The organism is Streptomyces sp. NPDC027672 (assembly GCF_055566335.1).
Map to the genome: position 1 here is coordinate 511,369 of NZ_JBVHSO010000004.1, position 16,549 is coordinate 527,917.

A 16,549-nucleotide genomic window follows, 5' to 3' on the forward strand; every position below is an offset into this window, starting at 1 on the left:
AGCCCGGCCGCCGTCATGGCGGTCGGCGCCCGATCGACGCCTTTCGGATCGCGACGGCCGGGGCCCGGCTCCGGGCACCGTGTCCGGGGTCCGGCTTCCGTTACGACGGTCCGTGCCGCTCTGGTGGTCGGTGGCCGGCCGCCAGGGCGGCACGGCCGGTGGCCGCACCGGGCGCGGGTTTTCCTGGGCGGAGCGTCGTAGGCGGCGGGCGGTGGTGGCCGCGCGTCCCGCTCCCCCGTTCAGTAGACCGGCATCGTGCGTGGGCCGAGGTCGTCGCGGGCCGGCGGGGGTGCGAGCCGTACCGAGGCGCCGAGGACGCTCACGCCGTGCGGCGCGACGACGACCGGCTCCAGGGTGACCGCGACCACCTCCGGGTGGTCGTCGACCAGCCGGGACACCCGCAGCAGCAGCTCCTCCAGGGCCGGGGTGTCGACGGGTGTGGAGCCGCGCCAGCCGAACAGCAGCGGGGCGGTGCGGATCGAGCGCACCAGCGAGGTCGCCTCCCGGTCGGTGACCGGGATCAGCCGGTGGGCCATGTCGCCGAGCAGTTGGGAGGCCGCACCGGCCAGGCCGAAGGACAGCACCGCACCGGCGGCCGGATCGATCACCGCGCGCACGACGGTGTCGACGCCCCGGGGCGCCATCGCCTGCACCACCGGCCGTACCTCCTCGGGCTGCCCGAACAGCTCGGTCAGCTCGGCGTACGCCCGCAGCAGTTGCTCCTCGTCGGCGAGGTCCAGGCGGACGCCGCCCAGGTCGGCGCGGTGTCTGAGGTGCGGGGCGGTGGCCTTGAGGGCCACCGGGTAGCCGAGCGCGCGGGCGGCTTCGGCGGCGGTGTCCGGGGTGGGCGCGGGCAGTGCGCGGCGCACCGGGATGCCGTAGGCGCCGAGCAGCCGGCCGGTCTGCGCGGCCGAGAGGGTGAGCCCCTGTCCGCGCGCGAGCAGCTCGCCGATCAGCCGGGCGGCGCCCTTCTCGTCGATGTCGTCGAACTCCGGCACCCGGCCGGGATCGGCCGCCTCCCGCCGCCACTGCGCGTACTTCACGGCTTCGGAGAGCGCCCGGACGGCGCGTTCGGCGGCGGGGTAGGCCGGGATGAGGTGGGTGCCCTCGGGCGGGGAGCCGTGAGACGGCCGTACCGCGCCGGTGCCCGCCCCGGTGGCGGGCCGGTCGGGTAGCGCGGTGGACGGCCGGGCGGCGGGCCGGTCAGGCAGCGCGGTGGACGGCCGGGCGGCGGGGCGGAACGGCGGGGTGCCGCTCCCGGTGCCGGGCGCCTTGTCGGCGGCCCCCGGTGCCGTGCTCGTCGCGGCCGACAGCGCTTCCGCCAGCCCGCCCAGCTCCACGTGCACCACCAGCACCGGCTTGCCCGGGACCGCGGCCGCGGCCGACCGCAGCGCCTCCGCCAGCTCCGCGTCCCCCGGCGACCCTTCGCCGATCGCGGGTATCGCCGTCACCACGACGGAGTCGCACGTGTCGTCGGCCAGCGCCGCGGCGAGCGCCCGGTGGAAGTCCTCCGGCGTCGCCCCGGTGGTCAGGTCCACCGGCCGCGCCGGCCGCAGGCCCTCGGCCAGACACCGGTCGTACGTCAGCACGCCCAGCGACTCCGAGTTGCCGAGGATGGCCACCCGCGGCCCCGCCGGCAGCGGCTGCCTGGCGAGCAGCAGGCCCGCGTCGACCAGCTCGGTGATGGTGTCGACCCGGATCACGCCGGCCTGCCGCAGCAGCGCGGACACCGTCGCGTGCGGCAGCCGGGTGGCGCGCACCGCGTGGCCCGGCGGGGCGGTGCCGGTGCCCTGGACGACGACGAGCGGCTTGGCGGCGGCCGTGCGCCGGGCGAGCCGGGTGAACTTGCGGGGGTTGCCGATGGATTCCAGGTACATGAGGACGACGTCGGTGTCCGGGTCGTCGTACCAGTACTGGAGGACGTCGTTGCCGGAGACGTCGGCGCGGTTGCCGGCGGACACGAACGTGGAGACGCCCGTGACCCCGGTCACGCCGCCGCCGCGCCGGTGCAGCCGGGACAGCAGGGCGATGCCGATGGCGCCGGACTGGGCGAAGAGCCCGATGCGGCCGGGCCGGGGCGGCTCGGGGGCGAGCGAGGCGTTCAGCCGGACGCCGGGGGCGGTGTTGATGATCCCGAAGGCGTTCGGGCCGATGATGCGCATGCCGTACGCGCGCGCGGCCCGGACCAGGGCCCGCTGCCGTTCGCGGCCCTCGGGCCCGCTCTCGGCGTACCCGGCGGAGAGCACGACCAGTCCCTGGACGCCGCTCTCGCCGCACTCGGCGACCGCGGCGGGCACGTGCTCGGCCGGTACGGCGACGACGGCGAGGTCCACGTGCCCGTCGATGTCGCGCACCGAGCGGTACGCGGGCACCCCGTCGATCTCTTTGAGGTCCGCGGGGAACGCCTTGTTCACGGCGTGCAGCGGCCCCGGGTAGCCGGCCGCGCGGAGGTTGCCGAGCAGGCTGCGGCCCACGCCGCCCGGGGCGCGGCCGACGCCGACGACCGCGACCGAGCCGGGCGCGAGCAGCCGGCGCACCGAGCGGGCCTCGGCGCGCTGTTCCCGGGCGTGCTGCACGGCGACGGAGCGGTCGGTGGGTTCGAGGTCGAACTCCAGGCGGACGACGCCGTCCTCGAAGCTGCGCTGCTGCGTGTAGCCGGCGTCCGTGAACACCTTGATCATCTTGGTGTTGGCGGGCAGCACCTCGGCGGCGAAGCGGCGGATGCCGCGCTCGCGCGCGACGGCCGCGATGTGCTCCAGGAGGGCGGAGGCGACCCCGCGGCCCTGGTGGGCGTCCTGCACCAGGAAGGCGACCTCGGCCTCGTCGGCGGGCGCCGGGGCGGGCAGGCCGGCGGCGCCGATGCGGTCGTAGCGTACGGTGGCGATGAACTCGCCGCCGATGGTGGCCGCGAGCCCCACCCGGTCCACGAAGTCGTGGTGCGTGAAGCGGTGGACGTCCTTGGCGGAGAGCCGCGGGTACGGCGCGAAGAAGCGGTAGTACTTCGACTCGTCCGAGACCTGCTCGTAGAAGCTGACCAGACGGTCGGCGTCATCGACGGTGATGGGCCTGATGCGCGCGGTGCCGCCGTCGCGCAGCACCACGTCCGCCTCCCAGTGGGCGGGGTAGTGGTGCCGGTCCTGCCGGTCCGCCGAGGTCTGCATGGGCCCCAGAGTACGGCTCGTGTACGACAATGGCGCGAGGCAGTCCGTGGGGGCGGAACGCCGGACCGAGGCCGCGGTCCGGAGCCGCGCCGGGGCGGGACACGGGTCCCCTCCGGGCATGCTTCACGATATGGGAAACTGGTCTAGACAACCTGAACACCGAAGGGCAGCAACACATGGCTGAGCGCCGCGTCAACGTCGGCTGGGCCGAGGGCCTTCACGCCCGCCCCGCCTCCATCTTCGTCCGAGCCGCCACGGCCACAGGCGTCCCGGTGACGATCGCCAAGGCCGGGGGCAACCCCGTCAACGCGGCCTCCATGCTGGCCGTCCTGGGTCTGGGCGCCCAGGGTGGCGAGGAGATCGTCCTGGCCTCCGACGCCGAGGGCGCGGACGCCGCCCTGGACCGTCTGGCCAAGCTGGTCGCCGAGGGCCTGGACGAGCTGCCCGAGACGGTCTGACCGTCCGCGCACCGAGGCCGAGCAATACCGGAAGCCGTGCCGTCCGCACCGGATGGCGCGGCTTCCGCGTTTTCCCGGCCGCATTTCCGCCCGGCGCCCGGACGGCCGGTGCCGAGTAATTCCCGGCACCGGGAAAATGGCAGCGGAAAACAGCCGCCACCGAATAACTCCTCTTTGTATACGGTGCCCGTGTTAAAGCCGCAGACCCGATACGTTTACGGCATGTTGCGAAGTCCTCACCCGGTCCCCGGCACGGGTGGAACGCAGCCGGTGCGCGCCCGTGGCCCGCTCGGCGTGCAGCGCCGTCAGCGCCCGCGCGCGCTCGCCGTCCCCGCGCGCCACGGCGTCCACGATCGCACCGTGCTCCGCCCAGGTCTCCGCCGGGCTCACCGGGGGCTCCACCGTGTACATCCACGCGATCTTGTGCCGCAGCTGGGTCAGCACCGCGGTCAGCGACGGGCTGCCGGACGCCTGCGCCAGGGTCTCGTGGAACCAGCCGCCCAGCGCGCGCAGATCCTCGCTGTGGCCCCTCCTGGCCCGCTCCTGGCCCAGCCGGACCAGGCCTCGTAGCACTTTCAGATGGGCCTCAGTGCGCCGCTGGGCGGCCCGCGCGGCGCCCAGTGGCTCCAACAGCGTCCGCATCTCCAGCACGTCGGCGGCCTCCTGCTCGGTCGGCTCGGCCACGCACGCGCCCGCGTGCCGGCGCGTCACCACGAAGCCCTCGGCCTCCAGGGTGCGCAGCGCCTCGCGGACGGGGACGCGGGAGACGCCGTAGCGGCGGGCCAGGACTTCCTCGGTGAGGCGGCTGCCGCGCTCGTAGACACCGGCGACGATATCGTCCCGGACAGCGGTGCACACCGAGTGCGCCGGAATACGCATGACCGACCTCCGCCTTAATCCCCGTGAAACGCCGACGATGGACGCGTGTTCCGTGACTCTATGACAATGAGCCGGAATTTCCGACGGCGGGTCGTAATTCATGGATATTTTTTGGTCAGCGGGGGTGGCGGACACCACGGAATACGGCGAAAGCCCCGGCTCGGTGAGCCGGGGCTGGGAAGGACCGCGCGGGACGCGTCAGATGTGCACGCCGTGGCCGCGGAGGTAGGCGACGGGGTCGACGTCGGAGCCGTACTCGGGGGTGGTGCGCGCCTCGAAGTGCAGGTGCGGCCCGGTGACGTTGCCGGTGGCGCCGGACAGGCCGATCTGCTGGCCCGGGACGACCTGCTGGCCCACGGTGACGCCGATGGACGACAGGTGCCCGTACTGCGTGTACATGCCGTCGGCCATCCGGATCACGATCTGGTTGCCGTACGCGCCGCCCCAGCCCGTGGAGACGACCGTGCCGGAGCCCACCGCGTGGACGGCCGTGCCGCTGGCCGCGTGGAAGTCGATGCCGGTGTGCGAACCGGAGGACCACAGGGAGCTGCTGGCCCGGTAGGCCGTGGAGACGTAGGAGTGCGCGATGGGGGCGACGAAGGTGTTCAGCCGCTTGCGCTCGGCCTCGCGGGCGGCACGGGCCCTGGCCTGGCGCAGCTCCTCGGCCCGCTTGGCGGCGGCCTTCGCGGCGGCCTCCTCGGCCGCCTTCCGCTCGGCGGCCTGCTGCTGCGCGGTGGCCTGGGCGTCGATCAGGCCGGCGACGTCCTCGGTCGCGGCGAGGACCGGGGTGAGACCGGTCTGGTCCGCGGGGTTACCGGCGGCGACCGCCGGGGAGGCGGCGAGGGAGCCGAGCACGCCCGTGGTGGTCAGGGCCGCGACGCCGGCCGCCTGCGCGGTGGTCCGCTTGACCCGGCCGGGCTTGCGGTGCTTGCCGGTGGCGCACATGAACGCCATGTGGTGGCTGGTCCTTTCCTTCCCTCTCGCCTACCGGGTTAGCTGACGGGTTCGGAGCAGGAAGGTCTCCTACGGGCCCCCTCGCGGGCGCCCGATTCACCCCAGGGACGTGGGTCCCCGGCTCCCCTGGCTCGCGCCGTACGGGGACTCGGCGATGACTGTCCGGTGCCGCGGGTGCGGCGCACTGCCTGACGAACAGCCCAGGTGACGCTACGGCGGCCCGCTTTCCCACCTCAAACGAATCCGGCTTTTTGTAGCGCATCCCACAGGGCAGACAGGCAACCTCCGCCCCAAATCGGGCACCTGAGGGAGCGAGTGGAACAGTGGAGGCCCTGACGGCCGGTGCACCGTCAGGGCCCCCAGGCGCGCGTGCCGTGCCCGCCGCGTACGCCGCGTACGCCGCGTACGCCGTGCGGGGCGCTACTCGGCCGACACCACCGTCACTTCACCGATGCCGAGCGCCTCGACCGGTGCCTTGATCTGGGCGGCGTCGCCGACCAGGACGGTCACCAGCCGGTCCACCGGGAAGGCGTTCACGACGGCCGCGGTGGCCTCCACCGTGCCCGTGGCGGCCAACTGCCGGTACAGCGTCGCCTGGAAGTCGTCGGGCAGGTGCTGCTCGACCTGGTCGGCCAGCGTGCTCGCGACGGCCGCCGCGGTCTCGTACTTCAGCGGCGCCACCCCGACCAGGTTCTGTACGGCGACGTCCCGCTCGGCGTCGGTCAGGCCCTCCGCCGCGAGGGTGCGCAGCACCTTCCACAGGTCGTCCAGCGCGGGACCGGTGTTCGGCGTGTCCACGGAGCCGCTGATGGCGAGCATCGCGGCGCCCGTGCCGTCCGGCGCCGAGCGCAGGACCTGGCCGAAGGAGCGCACGCCGTAGGTGTAGCCCTTCTCCTCGCGCAGGACGCGGTCCAGGCGGGAGGTGAGGGTGCCGCCCAGGCAGTACGTGCCGAGCACCTGCGCGGGCCACACCCGGTCGTGCCGGTCGGGGCCGATCCGGCCGATGAGCAGTTGCGTCTGCACGGCGCCGGGCCGGTCCACGATGACCACGCGCCCGGTGTCGTCGGCGGTCACCGGCGGCACCGGCCGGGGCTCGCCCGGCGTGCCGGTCCAGGTGCCGAGGGTGTCGTCGAGCAGTGCGTCCAGGTCGATGCCGGTCAGGTCGCCGACGACCACCACGGTGCCCGTGGCGGGCCGCACATGCCGGTCGTAGAAGGCGCGTACGGCCCCGGCGTCGATCTTCGCGACCGTCTCCTCGGTGCCCTGGCGCGGCCGGGACATCCGGGAAGTCGCCGGGAACAGCTCCCTGGAGAGCTCCTTGGCGGCCCGGCGGGAGGGGTTGGCCAGCTCGTGCGGGATCTCGTCCAGGCGGTTGCGGACGAGACGCTCGACCTCGCTCTCGGCGAACGCGGGCGCGCGCAGGGCGTCGGCGAGCAGTCCGAGGCCCTTGGCCAGGCGGGAGGCCGGGACCTCCAGGCTGATCCGCACTCCGGGGTGGTCGGCGTGCGCGTCCAGGGTGGCGCCCGCGCGCTCCAGCTCCGCCGCGAAGTCCTCGGCGGAGTGCTTGTCGGTGCCCTCGGAGAAGGCCCGCGCCATGATCGTGGCGACGCCGTCCAGGCCGGCCGGCTCGGCCTCCAGCGGCGCGTCCAGCAGCACCTCCACGGCGACGACCTGCTGGCCGGGGCGGTGGCAGCGCAGCACGGTCAGGCCGTTGCCGAGCGCGGCGCGCTCGGGGGCCGGGAACGCCCAGGGCCTGGCGTCACCGGGCTGTGGCTGGGGGTGGAACTCCATGGTGGCGAGTTCGGTCACTGGGCCGTCTCCTCGTTCTCGGTCTCGTCGCGGGCCGCCTCTACGGTCGCTTCCTGCTCCGGGTCCTCGGGGATCCCGGTGTCCTCGACGGCCTCCGGGGACTTCGGCTCGTAGACGAGGACGGCGCGGTTGTCGGGCCGCAGGCGGGCCTTGGCGACCTCCTGGACCTCCTCCGGGGTCACCTCCAGGACGCGCTGGACGGCGGTCAGGGCGAGCTGGGGGTCGCCGAACAGGACGGCGAACCGGCACAGTTCGTCGGCGCGGCCGGCGACCGTGCCGAGCCGGTCCAGCCACTCGCGCTCCAGCTGGGCCTGGGCGCGCTCCATCTCCTCGGGCGTCGGGCCCTCGGCGGCGAACCGGGCCAGCTCCTCGTCGATGGCGGCCTCGATCACCGGCACCTCGACGTCACCGGAGGTCTTCACGTCCAGCCAGCCCATGGAGGGCGCGCCGGCCAGCCGCAGCAGGCCGAAGCCGGCGGCGACGGCCGTACGGTCGCGGCGCACCAGGCGGTTGTACAGGCGGGAGGACTCGCCGCCGCCGAGGACGGTCAGGGCGAGGTCGGCCGCGTCGCACGCGCGCGTGCCGTCGTGCGGGAGCCGGTAGGCGGCCATCAGGGCGCGCGCCGGCACCTCCTCCACGACGACCTCGCGCAGCTGCTCGCCGATGACGTCCGGCAGGGAGCCGTCGCGGGGCGCGGGCTTGCCGTCGTGGGACGCGATGGAGCCGAAGTACTTCTCGACCCAGGCGAGGGTCTGCTCGGGGTCGATGTCGCCGACCACGGAGAGCACCGCGTTGTTCGGCGCGTAGTAGGTGCGGAAGAACTGGCGGGCGTCCTCCAGGGTGGCCGCGTCCAGGTCCGCCATGGACCCGATCGGCGTGTGGTGGTACGGGTGGCCCTCCGGGTACGAGGCCGCGGTCAGCCTCTCGAAGGCGGTGCCGTAGGGCACGTTGTCGTAGCGCTGGCGGCGCTCGTTCTTGACGACGTCCCGCTGGTTCTCCATGGACTCCTCGTCCAGGGCGGCCAGCAGCGAGCCCATGCGGTCGGCCTCCAGCCAGAGCGCCAGCTCCAGCTGGTGGGCGGGCATGGTCTCGAAGTAGTTGGTGCGTTCGAAGCTGGTGGTGCCGTTCAGCGAGCCGCCGGCGCCCTGCACCAGCTCGAAGTGGCCGTTGCCCTTGACCTGCGCGGAGCCCTGGAACATCAGGTGCTCGAAGAGGTGGGCCAGGCCGGTGCGTCCCTTGACTTCGTGACGGGAGCCGACGTCGTACCAGAGGCAGACCGCCGCCACGGGGGTCAGGTGGTCCTCGGAGAGCACCACGCGCAGACCGTTGGCCAGGCGGTGCTCGGTCGCTGTCAGGCCCCCGGAGCCTGCCTCGGCTGTGGTCGTGTGACCCATGGGCATGTACGTCCCTTCGCGAGCGGAGGCGGTCGAAAGAAACCGCGGTGTTCCTGCCGTTCCTGCCACTGTATGCAAAGCGTGCGGGGCCCCGGCGAAGTTCCCGCGGCACGTACGCCGACAGCGGATCGCGCGCTTCCCGCCGGACGTGCGCGGCGGCGGATCGCGTAGCCTGCCTCGGACCCCGCCCCGGACGGTCTCCCGCCGCCAGGGCCGGGCCGCTTCCCGGAGCGGCCCGGGCCCCCGCACCGGGTCGTGGCACGGCTTGTCAGTGCCTCGGTCCACAATGGTCGGCGTCAGATCCGTCCCACGCTTCAGCAAGGAGCCAGGCAGCGATGGCCCGCCGCAGCACCAAGACCCCGCCGCCCGACGATTCGTTCGAGGAGAGGATCCTCGACATCGACGTCGTGGACGAGATGCGTGGCTCCTACCTTGAATACGCCTATTCGGTCATCTACTCACGCGCCCTGCCGGACGCCCGTGACGGCCTCAAGCCGGTGCACCGCCGGATCGTCTACCAGATGAACGAGATGGGCCTGCGCCCCGAGCGCGGCTATGTGAAGTGCGCCCGGGTCGTCGGCGAGGTCATGGGCAAGCTGCACCCGCACGGCGACGCGTCGATCTACGACGCGCTGGTGCGCATGGCGCAGCCCTTCTCCATGCGCGTGCCGCTCGTCGACGGCCACGGCAACTTCGGCTCCCTGGGCAACGACGACCCGCCGGCCGCCATGCGGTACACCGAGTGCCGGATGGCCGAGGCGACGGGCCTGATGACCGAGTCGATCGACGAGGACACGGTCGACTTCGCACCGAACTACGACGGCCAGGAGCAGGAGCCGGTAGCGCTGCCCGCCGCCTTCCCGAACCTGCTGGTCAACGGCGCCTCGGGCATCGCGGTCGGTATGGCCACGAACATGCCGCCGCACAACCTGCGCGAGGTCGTCGCCGCCGCCCGGCACCTGATCCGGCAGCCGAACGCCGACCTGGACGCGCTGATGAAGCACGTCCCGGGCCCCGACCTGCCCACCGGCGGCCGGATCGTCGGCCTGGACGGCATCCGGGACGCGTACGCGACCGGCCGCGGCACCTTCAAGATGCGCGCCACCGTCTCCATCGAGGACGTCACCGCCCGCCGCAAGGGCCTGGTCGTCACGGAACTGCCGTTCACGGTCGGCCCCGAGAAGGTCATCGCGAAGATCAAGGACCTGGTCAACGCGAAGAAGGTCCAGGGCATCGCCGACGTCAAGGACCTCACCGACCGCGAGCACGGCCTGCGCCTGGTCATCGAGATCAAGAACGGCTTCGTGCCGGAGGCGATCCTGGAGCAGTTGTACAAGCTGACCCCGATGGAGGAGTCCTTCGGCATCAACAACGTCGCCCTGGTCGACGGCCAGCCGCTGACCCTGGGGCTGAAGGAGCTGCTGGAGGTCTATCTGGACCACCGCTTCACCGTGGTCCGGCGCCGCAGTGAGTTCCGCCGCGGCAAGCGGCGCGACCGGCTGCACCTGGTCGAGGGCCTGCTGACCGCGCTGGTCGACATCGACGAGGTCATCCGGATCATCCGGTCCAGCGAGAACTCCGCGCAGGCCAAGGAGCGCCTGATCGAGCGCTTCTCGCTGAGCGACGTGCAGACGCAGTACATCCTCGACACGCCGCTGCGCCGGCTCACCAAGTACGACCGGATCGAGCTGGAGGCGGAGAAGGAGAGGCTCACCGCGGAGATCGCGGAGCTGACCCGGATCCTGGAGTCGGACGCGGAGCTGCGCAAGCTGGTCTCCGCGGAACTGGCCGCCGTCGCGAAGAAGTTCGGCACCGACCGGCGCACGGTCCTGCTGGAGTCCGGGGCCGCTCCGGTGGCCGCCGTCCCGCTCCAGGTGGCCGACGACCCGTGCCGGGTGCTGCTGTCCTCCACCGGGCTGCTGGCCCGTACGGCGACCGACGAGCCGTTGCCGCGGGCGGGCGCCAAGCGGGTCAAGCACGATGTGATCGTGTCGGGGGTGCCGGCGACCGCGCGCGGGGTGATCGGCGCGGTGACCTCGGCGGGCCGGCTGCTGCGGATCAACGTGGTCGACCTGCCGCGGCTGCCCGAGCCGGTGACCGTGCCGAACCTCTCCGGAGGAGCCCCGCTCGCGGAGTTCGTCTCCCTGGACGACGACGAGACGGTGGTCTGCCTGACCACGCTGGACGAGTCGTCCCCGGGTCTGGCGCTCGGCACCGAGCAGGGTGTCGTCAAGCGGGTGGTGCCCGACTATCCGTCCAACAAGGACGAGTTGGAGGTCATCACGCTCAAGGAGGGCGACCGGATCGTCGGCGCGGTGGAGCTGCGCACCGGCGAGGAGGACCTGGTGTTCATCACGGACGACGCGCAGTTGCTGCGCTTCCAGGCGTCGATCGTCCGTGCCCAGGGCCGTCCGGCGGGCGGTATCGCGGGCATCAAGCTGACCGAGGGCGCGAAGGTGATCTCGTTCACGGCGGTCGACCCGGCCGCCGACGCGGTGGTGTTCACGGTGGCGGGCTCGCGCGGCACGCTGGACGACTCGGTGCAGACGACGGCCAAGCTGACCCCGTTCGACCAGTACCCGCGCAAGGGCCGGGCCACGGGTGGCGTGCGCTGCCAGCGGTTCCTGAAGGGCGAGGACTGCCTGTCGCTGGGCTGGGCGGGCCCGGCGCCCGCGCGGGCGGCGCAGAAGAACGGCACTCCCGCGGAGCTGCCGGAACCGGACCCGCGCCGGGACGGCTCGGGCACGTCGCTCCCGAAGACGGTATCGGTGGTGGCGGGCCCGGTGCTGTGAGCACGGCCTGTGCTGTGAGCGGGCCGATCCTCTAGGGACGGCCGGTTGTCTGAGCGCGGCCGGGCTTTGGGGGTGGCCGGTGCTGGGGGGCGACCGGGGCTCTGGGGCGGCCGGGGCTCCGAGCCCCGGCCGCCTTCTGGGCCGGGGCGCCCGAGCGGGGTCGCGGCGGCTCCGGGCGGGCTAGACGGGCGGGTCCGGGTCCTCCAGGTCGGGTTCCGTCTCCTCCGAGCCCTGTACGTAGCGCAGGACGCCCCACATGCCGTGCTCGTCGGCGTGCGCGGTGTCGTTCTCGCACGCCTGGAGCTCCTTGCGGAGGGCGTCCGCGTCGATACCGGAGCCGATCAGCACGAGCTGGGTGAGCCGGTCGTCGCCGGCCGGCCAGGGCTCCGGGTAGAAGCGCAGGAACCGGCCGACGGCATGCACGGCGTAGCGGTGGAGCGGGTCGTACGGCCCGAAGCCGATGTACCCCTTGATCCGGTACAGCCCCTCCGGCCGGCTGTCCAGGAACCGCATGAGCCGGCGCGGTTCCAGGGGCACGGCGGAGGTGTAGGACAGGCTGTCGTAGCCGGAGTGCATATGGCCGGCCCGGTCGTGGCCTCCGCCTTCGTCCTCCTCCTCGTGGTCGTGCAGGTCGTCGAAGGACAGCTGCCCGACGCGCTCCTCGCTCGGCCGGCAGTCGAAGAGCAGCTCGGGATCGATCCGGCCGTAGGTGGCGGGGACGACGGCGGCGCGGTCGGCGAAGGAGCCGACGAGCCGCAGGATGCGGCCGGGGTCGTCGGCACGGTCCAGCTTGTTGACGACGACCAGGTCCGCGAGGGCGAGGTGCCGGTCGATCTCGGGATGCTTCGCGCGCGTGTCGTCGAACTCGGCGGCGTCGACCACCTCGACCAGACCGCCGTAGACGATCCCGGGATGCTCGCTGGCGAGGACCATGCGCACGAGTTCCCCCGGCTCGGCCAGCCCGCTGGCCTCGATGACGATGACGTCGACGCCGGTGGCGGGCGCGGCCAACCGGTCCAGGTAGAGGTCGAGTTCGCTCGTGTCCACGGCACAGCACAGGCAGCCGTTGCCGAGCGAGACGGTGGAGTCGCCGAGGGCGCCCGCGACGGCCATCGCGTCGATCTCGATGGCGCCGAAGTCGTTCACGATCGCCCCGATGCGGCTGCCTCCGCTGCGGTGCAGCAGATGGTTGAGCAGCGTGGTCTTCCCGGAGCCCAGGAAACCGGCGAGCACGACGACCGGGATCTGCCGTGTGACGACCGGGATCTGCCGTGTGCTGCCGCTGTCTTCCGGACCGCTTTCCCAGCTGTTCCCCAACGGGCGACCTCTCTGACGTGACCAACGCGCACCGGCTCGCGTCCCGGCGCGCGGACGGGCAGGGCCGGCGCGTCCAGGATACGAGCGGCCGGACACCCGCTCTCGTGCCCGCCGGGGCGTCCGTCACTCGGGCAGGGGCACCGCCGCGTGCGGTTCCGGGCCCACGTAACGCGCCACCGGCCGGATGATCTTCGAGTCGGCCGCCTGCTCCAGGATGTTGGCGCTCCACCCCACCACCCGGGCCGCGGCGAAGGTGGGAGTGAACATCTCCCGGGGCAGACCGCACAGTTCCATGACCAGACCGGCGTAGAACTCGACGTTGGTGTGCAGTTCGCGGCCGGGCTTCAGCTCGGCGAGGATCGCCTCCACCCGGCGCTCGACCTCCACCGCGAAGCGCACCCGTGGCCCGCCGAAGCCGAGGGCGATCTCCCGCAGCATGCGGGAACGGGGGTCCTCGGTGCGGTAGACGGCGTGTCCGAAGCCCATGATCCGGTCGCCGGCGAGGACCCGTTCGCGGATCCAGGTGTCGATCCGGTCGGGGGTGCCTATCGCGTCCAGAGTGTCCAGGGCCCGGCTGGGCGCGCCTCCGTGCAGGGGTCCGGAGAGGGCGCCCACGGCGCCGGTCAGACAGGCCGCCACGTCCGCGCCGGTGGAGGCGATCACGCGCGCGGTGAAGGTGGACGCGTTGAATCCATGGTCAATGGTGGAGATCAGGTATTGCTCGACCGCACGGGCCCGCTCCGGATCCGGTTCCGAACCGGTCAACATGTACAGGTAGTTGGCCGCGTACGGGAGGTCTTCGCGCGGTTCCACCGGCTCCAGGCCCCGGCCGAGCCGGTACAGCGCGGTGAGCAGGGTGGGTACGGCCGCGCAGGCGGCCACGGTGTCGGCGCGCCGCTGGTCCGGGCCGAGGTCGTACACCGGCCGGAAGCCCCGCGCGGCGCCCAGCAGGGACAGGGCCGTGCGGAGTCCGGCCAGCGGTCCGGAGCGGTGCCCGGCCCCGGCGATCGCGGGCAGGGCCGCACGGACGCCGTCGGGCAGGCGGCGCAGAGCGGCGGTCTCGGCGGTGAAGGCGGCGCGCCGCCGGGTGCCGGGGAGCGTGCCGTGGACCAGCAGGTGCCAGACGTCCTCGAAGCCGCGGGTGCGGGCGAGGCTGACGGCCGGGTACTGGCGGTAGTGGTAGAAGCCCTCCCTGCCGCGGACGTCACCGACCTCGGTCTCGGTGACGACGACGCCCGCGAGACCGCGCGGGGCGTCGATGAGCGGAGTGGCGGCGTTGTTGACGGTCATGGTCGTCCTCCCTTGAACCTTGATCCGACTGTCCTTGCTTGACTGACTTCCTGTCAACGTTGATTGAATCAATGTGTAGCCGTCAATGTGTGCAGAGACGGCTACGGTGGCCCCCATGCGCGATGACGACACCGCTCCCCACCGCCCCGGGCGCCGGCTGACCACGAAGGAGACCGCGGAACTGCTCGGTGTGAAGCCCGAGACGGTCTACGCGTACGTGAGCCGCGGCCTGCTCGGCAGCAGACGCGAGCCCGGCGGCCGGGCCAGCACCTTCGAGGCCGGGGAGGTGGAGGCGCTCGCCCGCCGCAACCGGCGCGAGGCCGCCGGCACTCCGGGCACCGGCGGCGACCTGTCCGTGCGCACCCGGATCACGCTGATCGAGCGCGACCGGTACTACTTCCGCGGCGTCGACGCCGTCGAACTGGCCGCCCGGCACTCCTACGAGGAGGTCGCGGAGTGGCTGTGGACCGGCCGGCTGATCCCGGGGGTGACGTTCACCGCGCCCGAGGCCACCGTCCAGGTCGCCCGCCGCGCGGTGGACGCCCTGTCCGAGCACGCCTCCCCGGTCGACCGGCTGCGGGTGGCGGCGATCGCCGCGGCGGCGGAGGACCCGCTGCGTTTCGACCTGTCCGAGGAGGCCGTGCTGCACACGGCGCGCCTGCTCGTCCCCACCCTCGTCGCCGCGCTGCCGCCGGCCCTGCACACCCACCGGGACGAGGGTCCGCTGGCCCACCGCCTGTGGGGCCGGCTGACCGGCCGCCCGGCCGACGAGGCGTCGTTGCGCGTCCTGGACACCGCGCTGGCCCTGCTGGCCGACCACGACCTGGCCGCGTCCACGCTCGCCGTCCGGGTCGCCGCCTCCGCCCGGGCGCACGTGTACGCGGCCGTCTCGGCCGGGCTCGGCGTGCTGGAGGGCCCGCTGCACGGCGCGGCCAGCGGCCTGGCCCACCGGATGCTGCTGGACGTGCTCGACCAGGGCACCGCGGTCCCGGTGATCGCCGAGGAACTGCGCGCCGGCCGCCGCGTCCCCGGTCTCGGCCACCGGCTGTACGCGGGCGAGGATCCGCGCGCCCGGGCGCTGTTCGGCCTGCTGGAGCAGCTCCCTCGCGCGGAGTCCGCGCTGCTCGCCGCGCGTGACGTGGTCGCCACGGCCGCCCGGCACACCCCGCTGCACGCGAACGTGGACCTGGCCCTGGCGGTGTTCACCGCGTCCTGCGGCATGCCCGCCGCGGCCGGCGAGACGATCTTCGCCGTCGCCCGGACGGCGGGCTGGATCGCCCACGCCCTGGAGGAGTACGGCGAACGCCCGCTGCGCATGCGCCCCAGCGGCCACTACGTCGGTCCGCGCCCGCCGCAGCCCCTCCCTGACCAGGGACTCGCGCCGGACTCGGCCGCCACCGGGCCGGCCTGACCGCACGAGAGGGCCGGGACACGGCCGGGGCCGGAAGTCACCGCACGGGGAGTCAGGTTAGGCTCACCTCTGTGAGTAGGTGTGCGACGGTCTCCCGGAGCCTCGACGAGCCGGTTTCCGGTACGGCTGCCACGGCGGCGACGTGGCTGCTGCTGGAACAGCCCGGCCCCTGGGGCGACAAGGCCCTCACGTCCAGTCACCTCGACCCCGCGCTGGGCCGGGCGCTGGAGGCCGCCGCCGACGGGACCGGCGTACGGATCGCGCTGATCCGGCGTCCCGGCCGCCATGCCGACCCCGGCCCGCCCCCGGTCCGGCAGGTGTACGCCGCGCACACCGTGCCCGGGCGGGTGTGGCTGCACAGCGCCGCCACCCGCGATCCGCGGCGCCTGCTCGACCTGGACTTCGCCGGCCTCGGGGCGGGCGACCACCGGTCCTTCGGCGCGGCGCTCGGCGGGCGGCCCCATCAGGGTGACCCGCTGGCGCTCGTGTGCACCAACGGCAAGCGCGACCGCTGCTGCGCGCTCCTCGGCCGTCCCCTCGCCACCGAGCTGGTCGCCTCCGGTGTGCGCGGTGTCTGGGAGGTCACCCATCTGGGTGGACATCGCTTCGCGCCCACGGTGCTCGTCCTGCCGTACGGCTATGCCTACGGCCGCGCCGAGGCGCACACCGTGAAGGAGGCCCTGCACGGTGTGCAGCAGGGGCGTGTGGTGGTCGAGGGCTGCCGGGGGTGTTCGGCGTGGGAGCGGCCCGGCCAGGCGGCGGAACTGGCCGTCCGGACGGCCGCGGGCGAGTACCGGGCGGGTGTGCTGAGCGTCGTACGGACCGAGGGGACGGCCGCGCGCCGGGAGGTCACCGTCGCGCACGCCGACGGCCGCCGGTGGCGGGTCACCGTGGCGCAGGGCGCGTCACTGCCGCCCCGCGCGGAGAGCTGCGGCGCGGCGGTGCTCGGTTCGCCCGCGCGGATGGACGTGGTCGACGTGCGCGAGCTGCGGACGACGGCACTGGCGAGCTGACCCGGCACCGCCGCGCGTCAACATTGATCAACACTCGATCAAGAGATCCACTCCGCACCGGCTGGGGCGCT

11 protein-coding genes and 1 riboswitch are annotated in these 16,549 nt (G+C 73.5%); of the genes, 4 read left to right on the forward strand and 7 right to left on the reverse strand.

The window, feature by feature from the left end; translation table 11 throughout:
- Positions 1-239: 239 nt before the first annotated feature.
- The gene (locus ACZ4SV_RS13335; protein ID WP_468004011.1) at positions 240-3,161 is read right to left on the reverse strand and encodes a bifunctional acetate--CoA ligase family protein/GNAT family N-acetyltransferase; all 2,922 of its coding nucleotides are present in this window, start codon (positions 3,159-3,161) and stop codon (positions 240-242) included.
- Between the two features lie 176 nt (positions 3,162-3,337).
- Between ACZ4SV_RS13335 and ACZ4SV_RS13340 the strand changes: the two genes are divergently transcribed.
- Positions 3,338-3,619, forward strand: a complete 282-nt coding sequence (locus tag ACZ4SV_RS13340; protein ID WP_365874012.1) for an HPr family phosphocarrier protein — start codon at positions 3,338-3,340, stop codon at positions 3,617-3,619.
- A 192-nt stretch (positions 3,620-3,811) separates the two neighbouring features.
- On the opposite strand, the gene ACZ4SV_RS13345 is transcribed toward ACZ4SV_RS13340, so the two are convergent.
- The 4 genes from ACZ4SV_RS13345 to ACZ4SV_RS13360 all read right to left on the reverse strand — a co-directional run bounded on the left by ACZ4SV_RS13345 (position 3,812) and on the right by ACZ4SV_RS13360 (position 8,661).
- Complete coding sequence (locus ACZ4SV_RS13345) at positions 3,812-4,498, reverse strand: GntR family transcriptional regulator (protein WP_365874014.1); 687 nt, start codon at positions 4,496-4,498, stop codon at positions 3,812-3,814.
- 198 nt (positions 4,499-4,696) lie between these two features.
- Positions 4,697-5,452, reverse strand: coding sequence for a M23 family metallopeptidase (locus ACZ4SV_RS13350; RefSeq protein ID WP_468004014.1), 756 nt, complete (start codon positions 5,450-5,452; stop codon positions 4,697-4,699).
- Between the two features lie 12 nt (positions 5,453-5,464).
- A riboswitch (cyclic di-AMP (ydaO/yuaA leader) is annotated at positions 5,465-5,616 on the reverse strand.
- Positions 5,617-5,872: 256 nt separating this feature from the next.
- Positions 5,873-7,261 (reverse strand): M16 family metallopeptidase, encoded by a 1,389-nt coding sequence (locus ACZ4SV_RS13355; RefSeq protein WP_365874018.1) that lies wholly within the window; start codon positions 7,259-7,261, stop codon positions 5,873-5,875.
- Positions 7,258-8,661 carry a M16 family metallopeptidase gene (locus ACZ4SV_RS13360; protein WP_365874020.1) on the reverse strand — a complete coding sequence of 468 codons (1,404 nt, stop codon included), beginning with the start codon at positions 8,659-8,661 and terminating at the stop codon, positions 7,258-7,260. The genes ACZ4SV_RS13355 and ACZ4SV_RS13360 overlap by 4 nt, the downstream gene beginning before the upstream one ends.
- A gap of 329 nt (positions 8,662-8,990) precedes the next feature.
- On the opposite strand from ACZ4SV_RS13360, the gene ACZ4SV_RS13365 reads away from it, so the two are divergent.
- Complete coding sequence (locus tag ACZ4SV_RS13365; RefSeq protein ID WP_365874022.1) at positions 8,991-11,447, forward strand: DNA gyrase/topoisomerase IV subunit A; 2,457 nt, start codon at positions 8,991-8,993, stop codon at positions 11,445-11,447.
- Between the two features lie 180 nt (positions 11,448-11,627).
- Here ACZ4SV_RS13365 and ACZ4SV_RS13370 read toward each other — a convergent pair whose 3' ends face one another.
- Both ACZ4SV_RS13370 and ACZ4SV_RS13375 read right to left on the reverse strand, forming a co-directional pair.
- Positions 11,628-12,713 carry a CobW family GTP-binding protein gene (locus tag ACZ4SV_RS13370; RefSeq protein WP_468004148.1) on the reverse strand — a complete coding sequence of 362 codons (1,086 nt, stop codon included), beginning with the start codon at positions 12,711-12,713 and terminating at the stop codon, positions 11,628-11,630.
- Between the two features lie 174 nt (positions 12,714-12,887).
- Positions 12,888-14,054, reverse strand: a complete 1,167-nt coding sequence (locus ACZ4SV_RS13375; protein ID WP_468004017.1) for a citrate synthase — start codon at positions 14,052-14,054, stop codon at positions 12,888-12,890.
- Between the two features lie 115 nt (positions 14,055-14,169).
- On the opposite strand from ACZ4SV_RS13375, the gene ACZ4SV_RS13380 reads away from it, so the two are divergent.
- Positions 14,170-15,465, forward strand: coding sequence for a citrate/2-methylcitrate synthase (locus ACZ4SV_RS13380; RefSeq protein ID WP_397980236.1), 1,296 nt, complete (start codon positions 14,170-14,172; stop codon positions 15,463-15,465).
- Between the two features lie 71 nt (positions 15,466-15,536).
- The gene (locus tag ACZ4SV_RS13385) at positions 15,537-16,478 is read left to right on the forward strand and encodes a sucrase ferredoxin (RefSeq protein WP_468004019.1); all 942 of its coding nucleotides are present in this window, start codon (positions 15,537-15,539) and stop codon (positions 16,476-16,478) included.
- Positions 16,479-16,549: the final 71 nt, after the last annotated feature.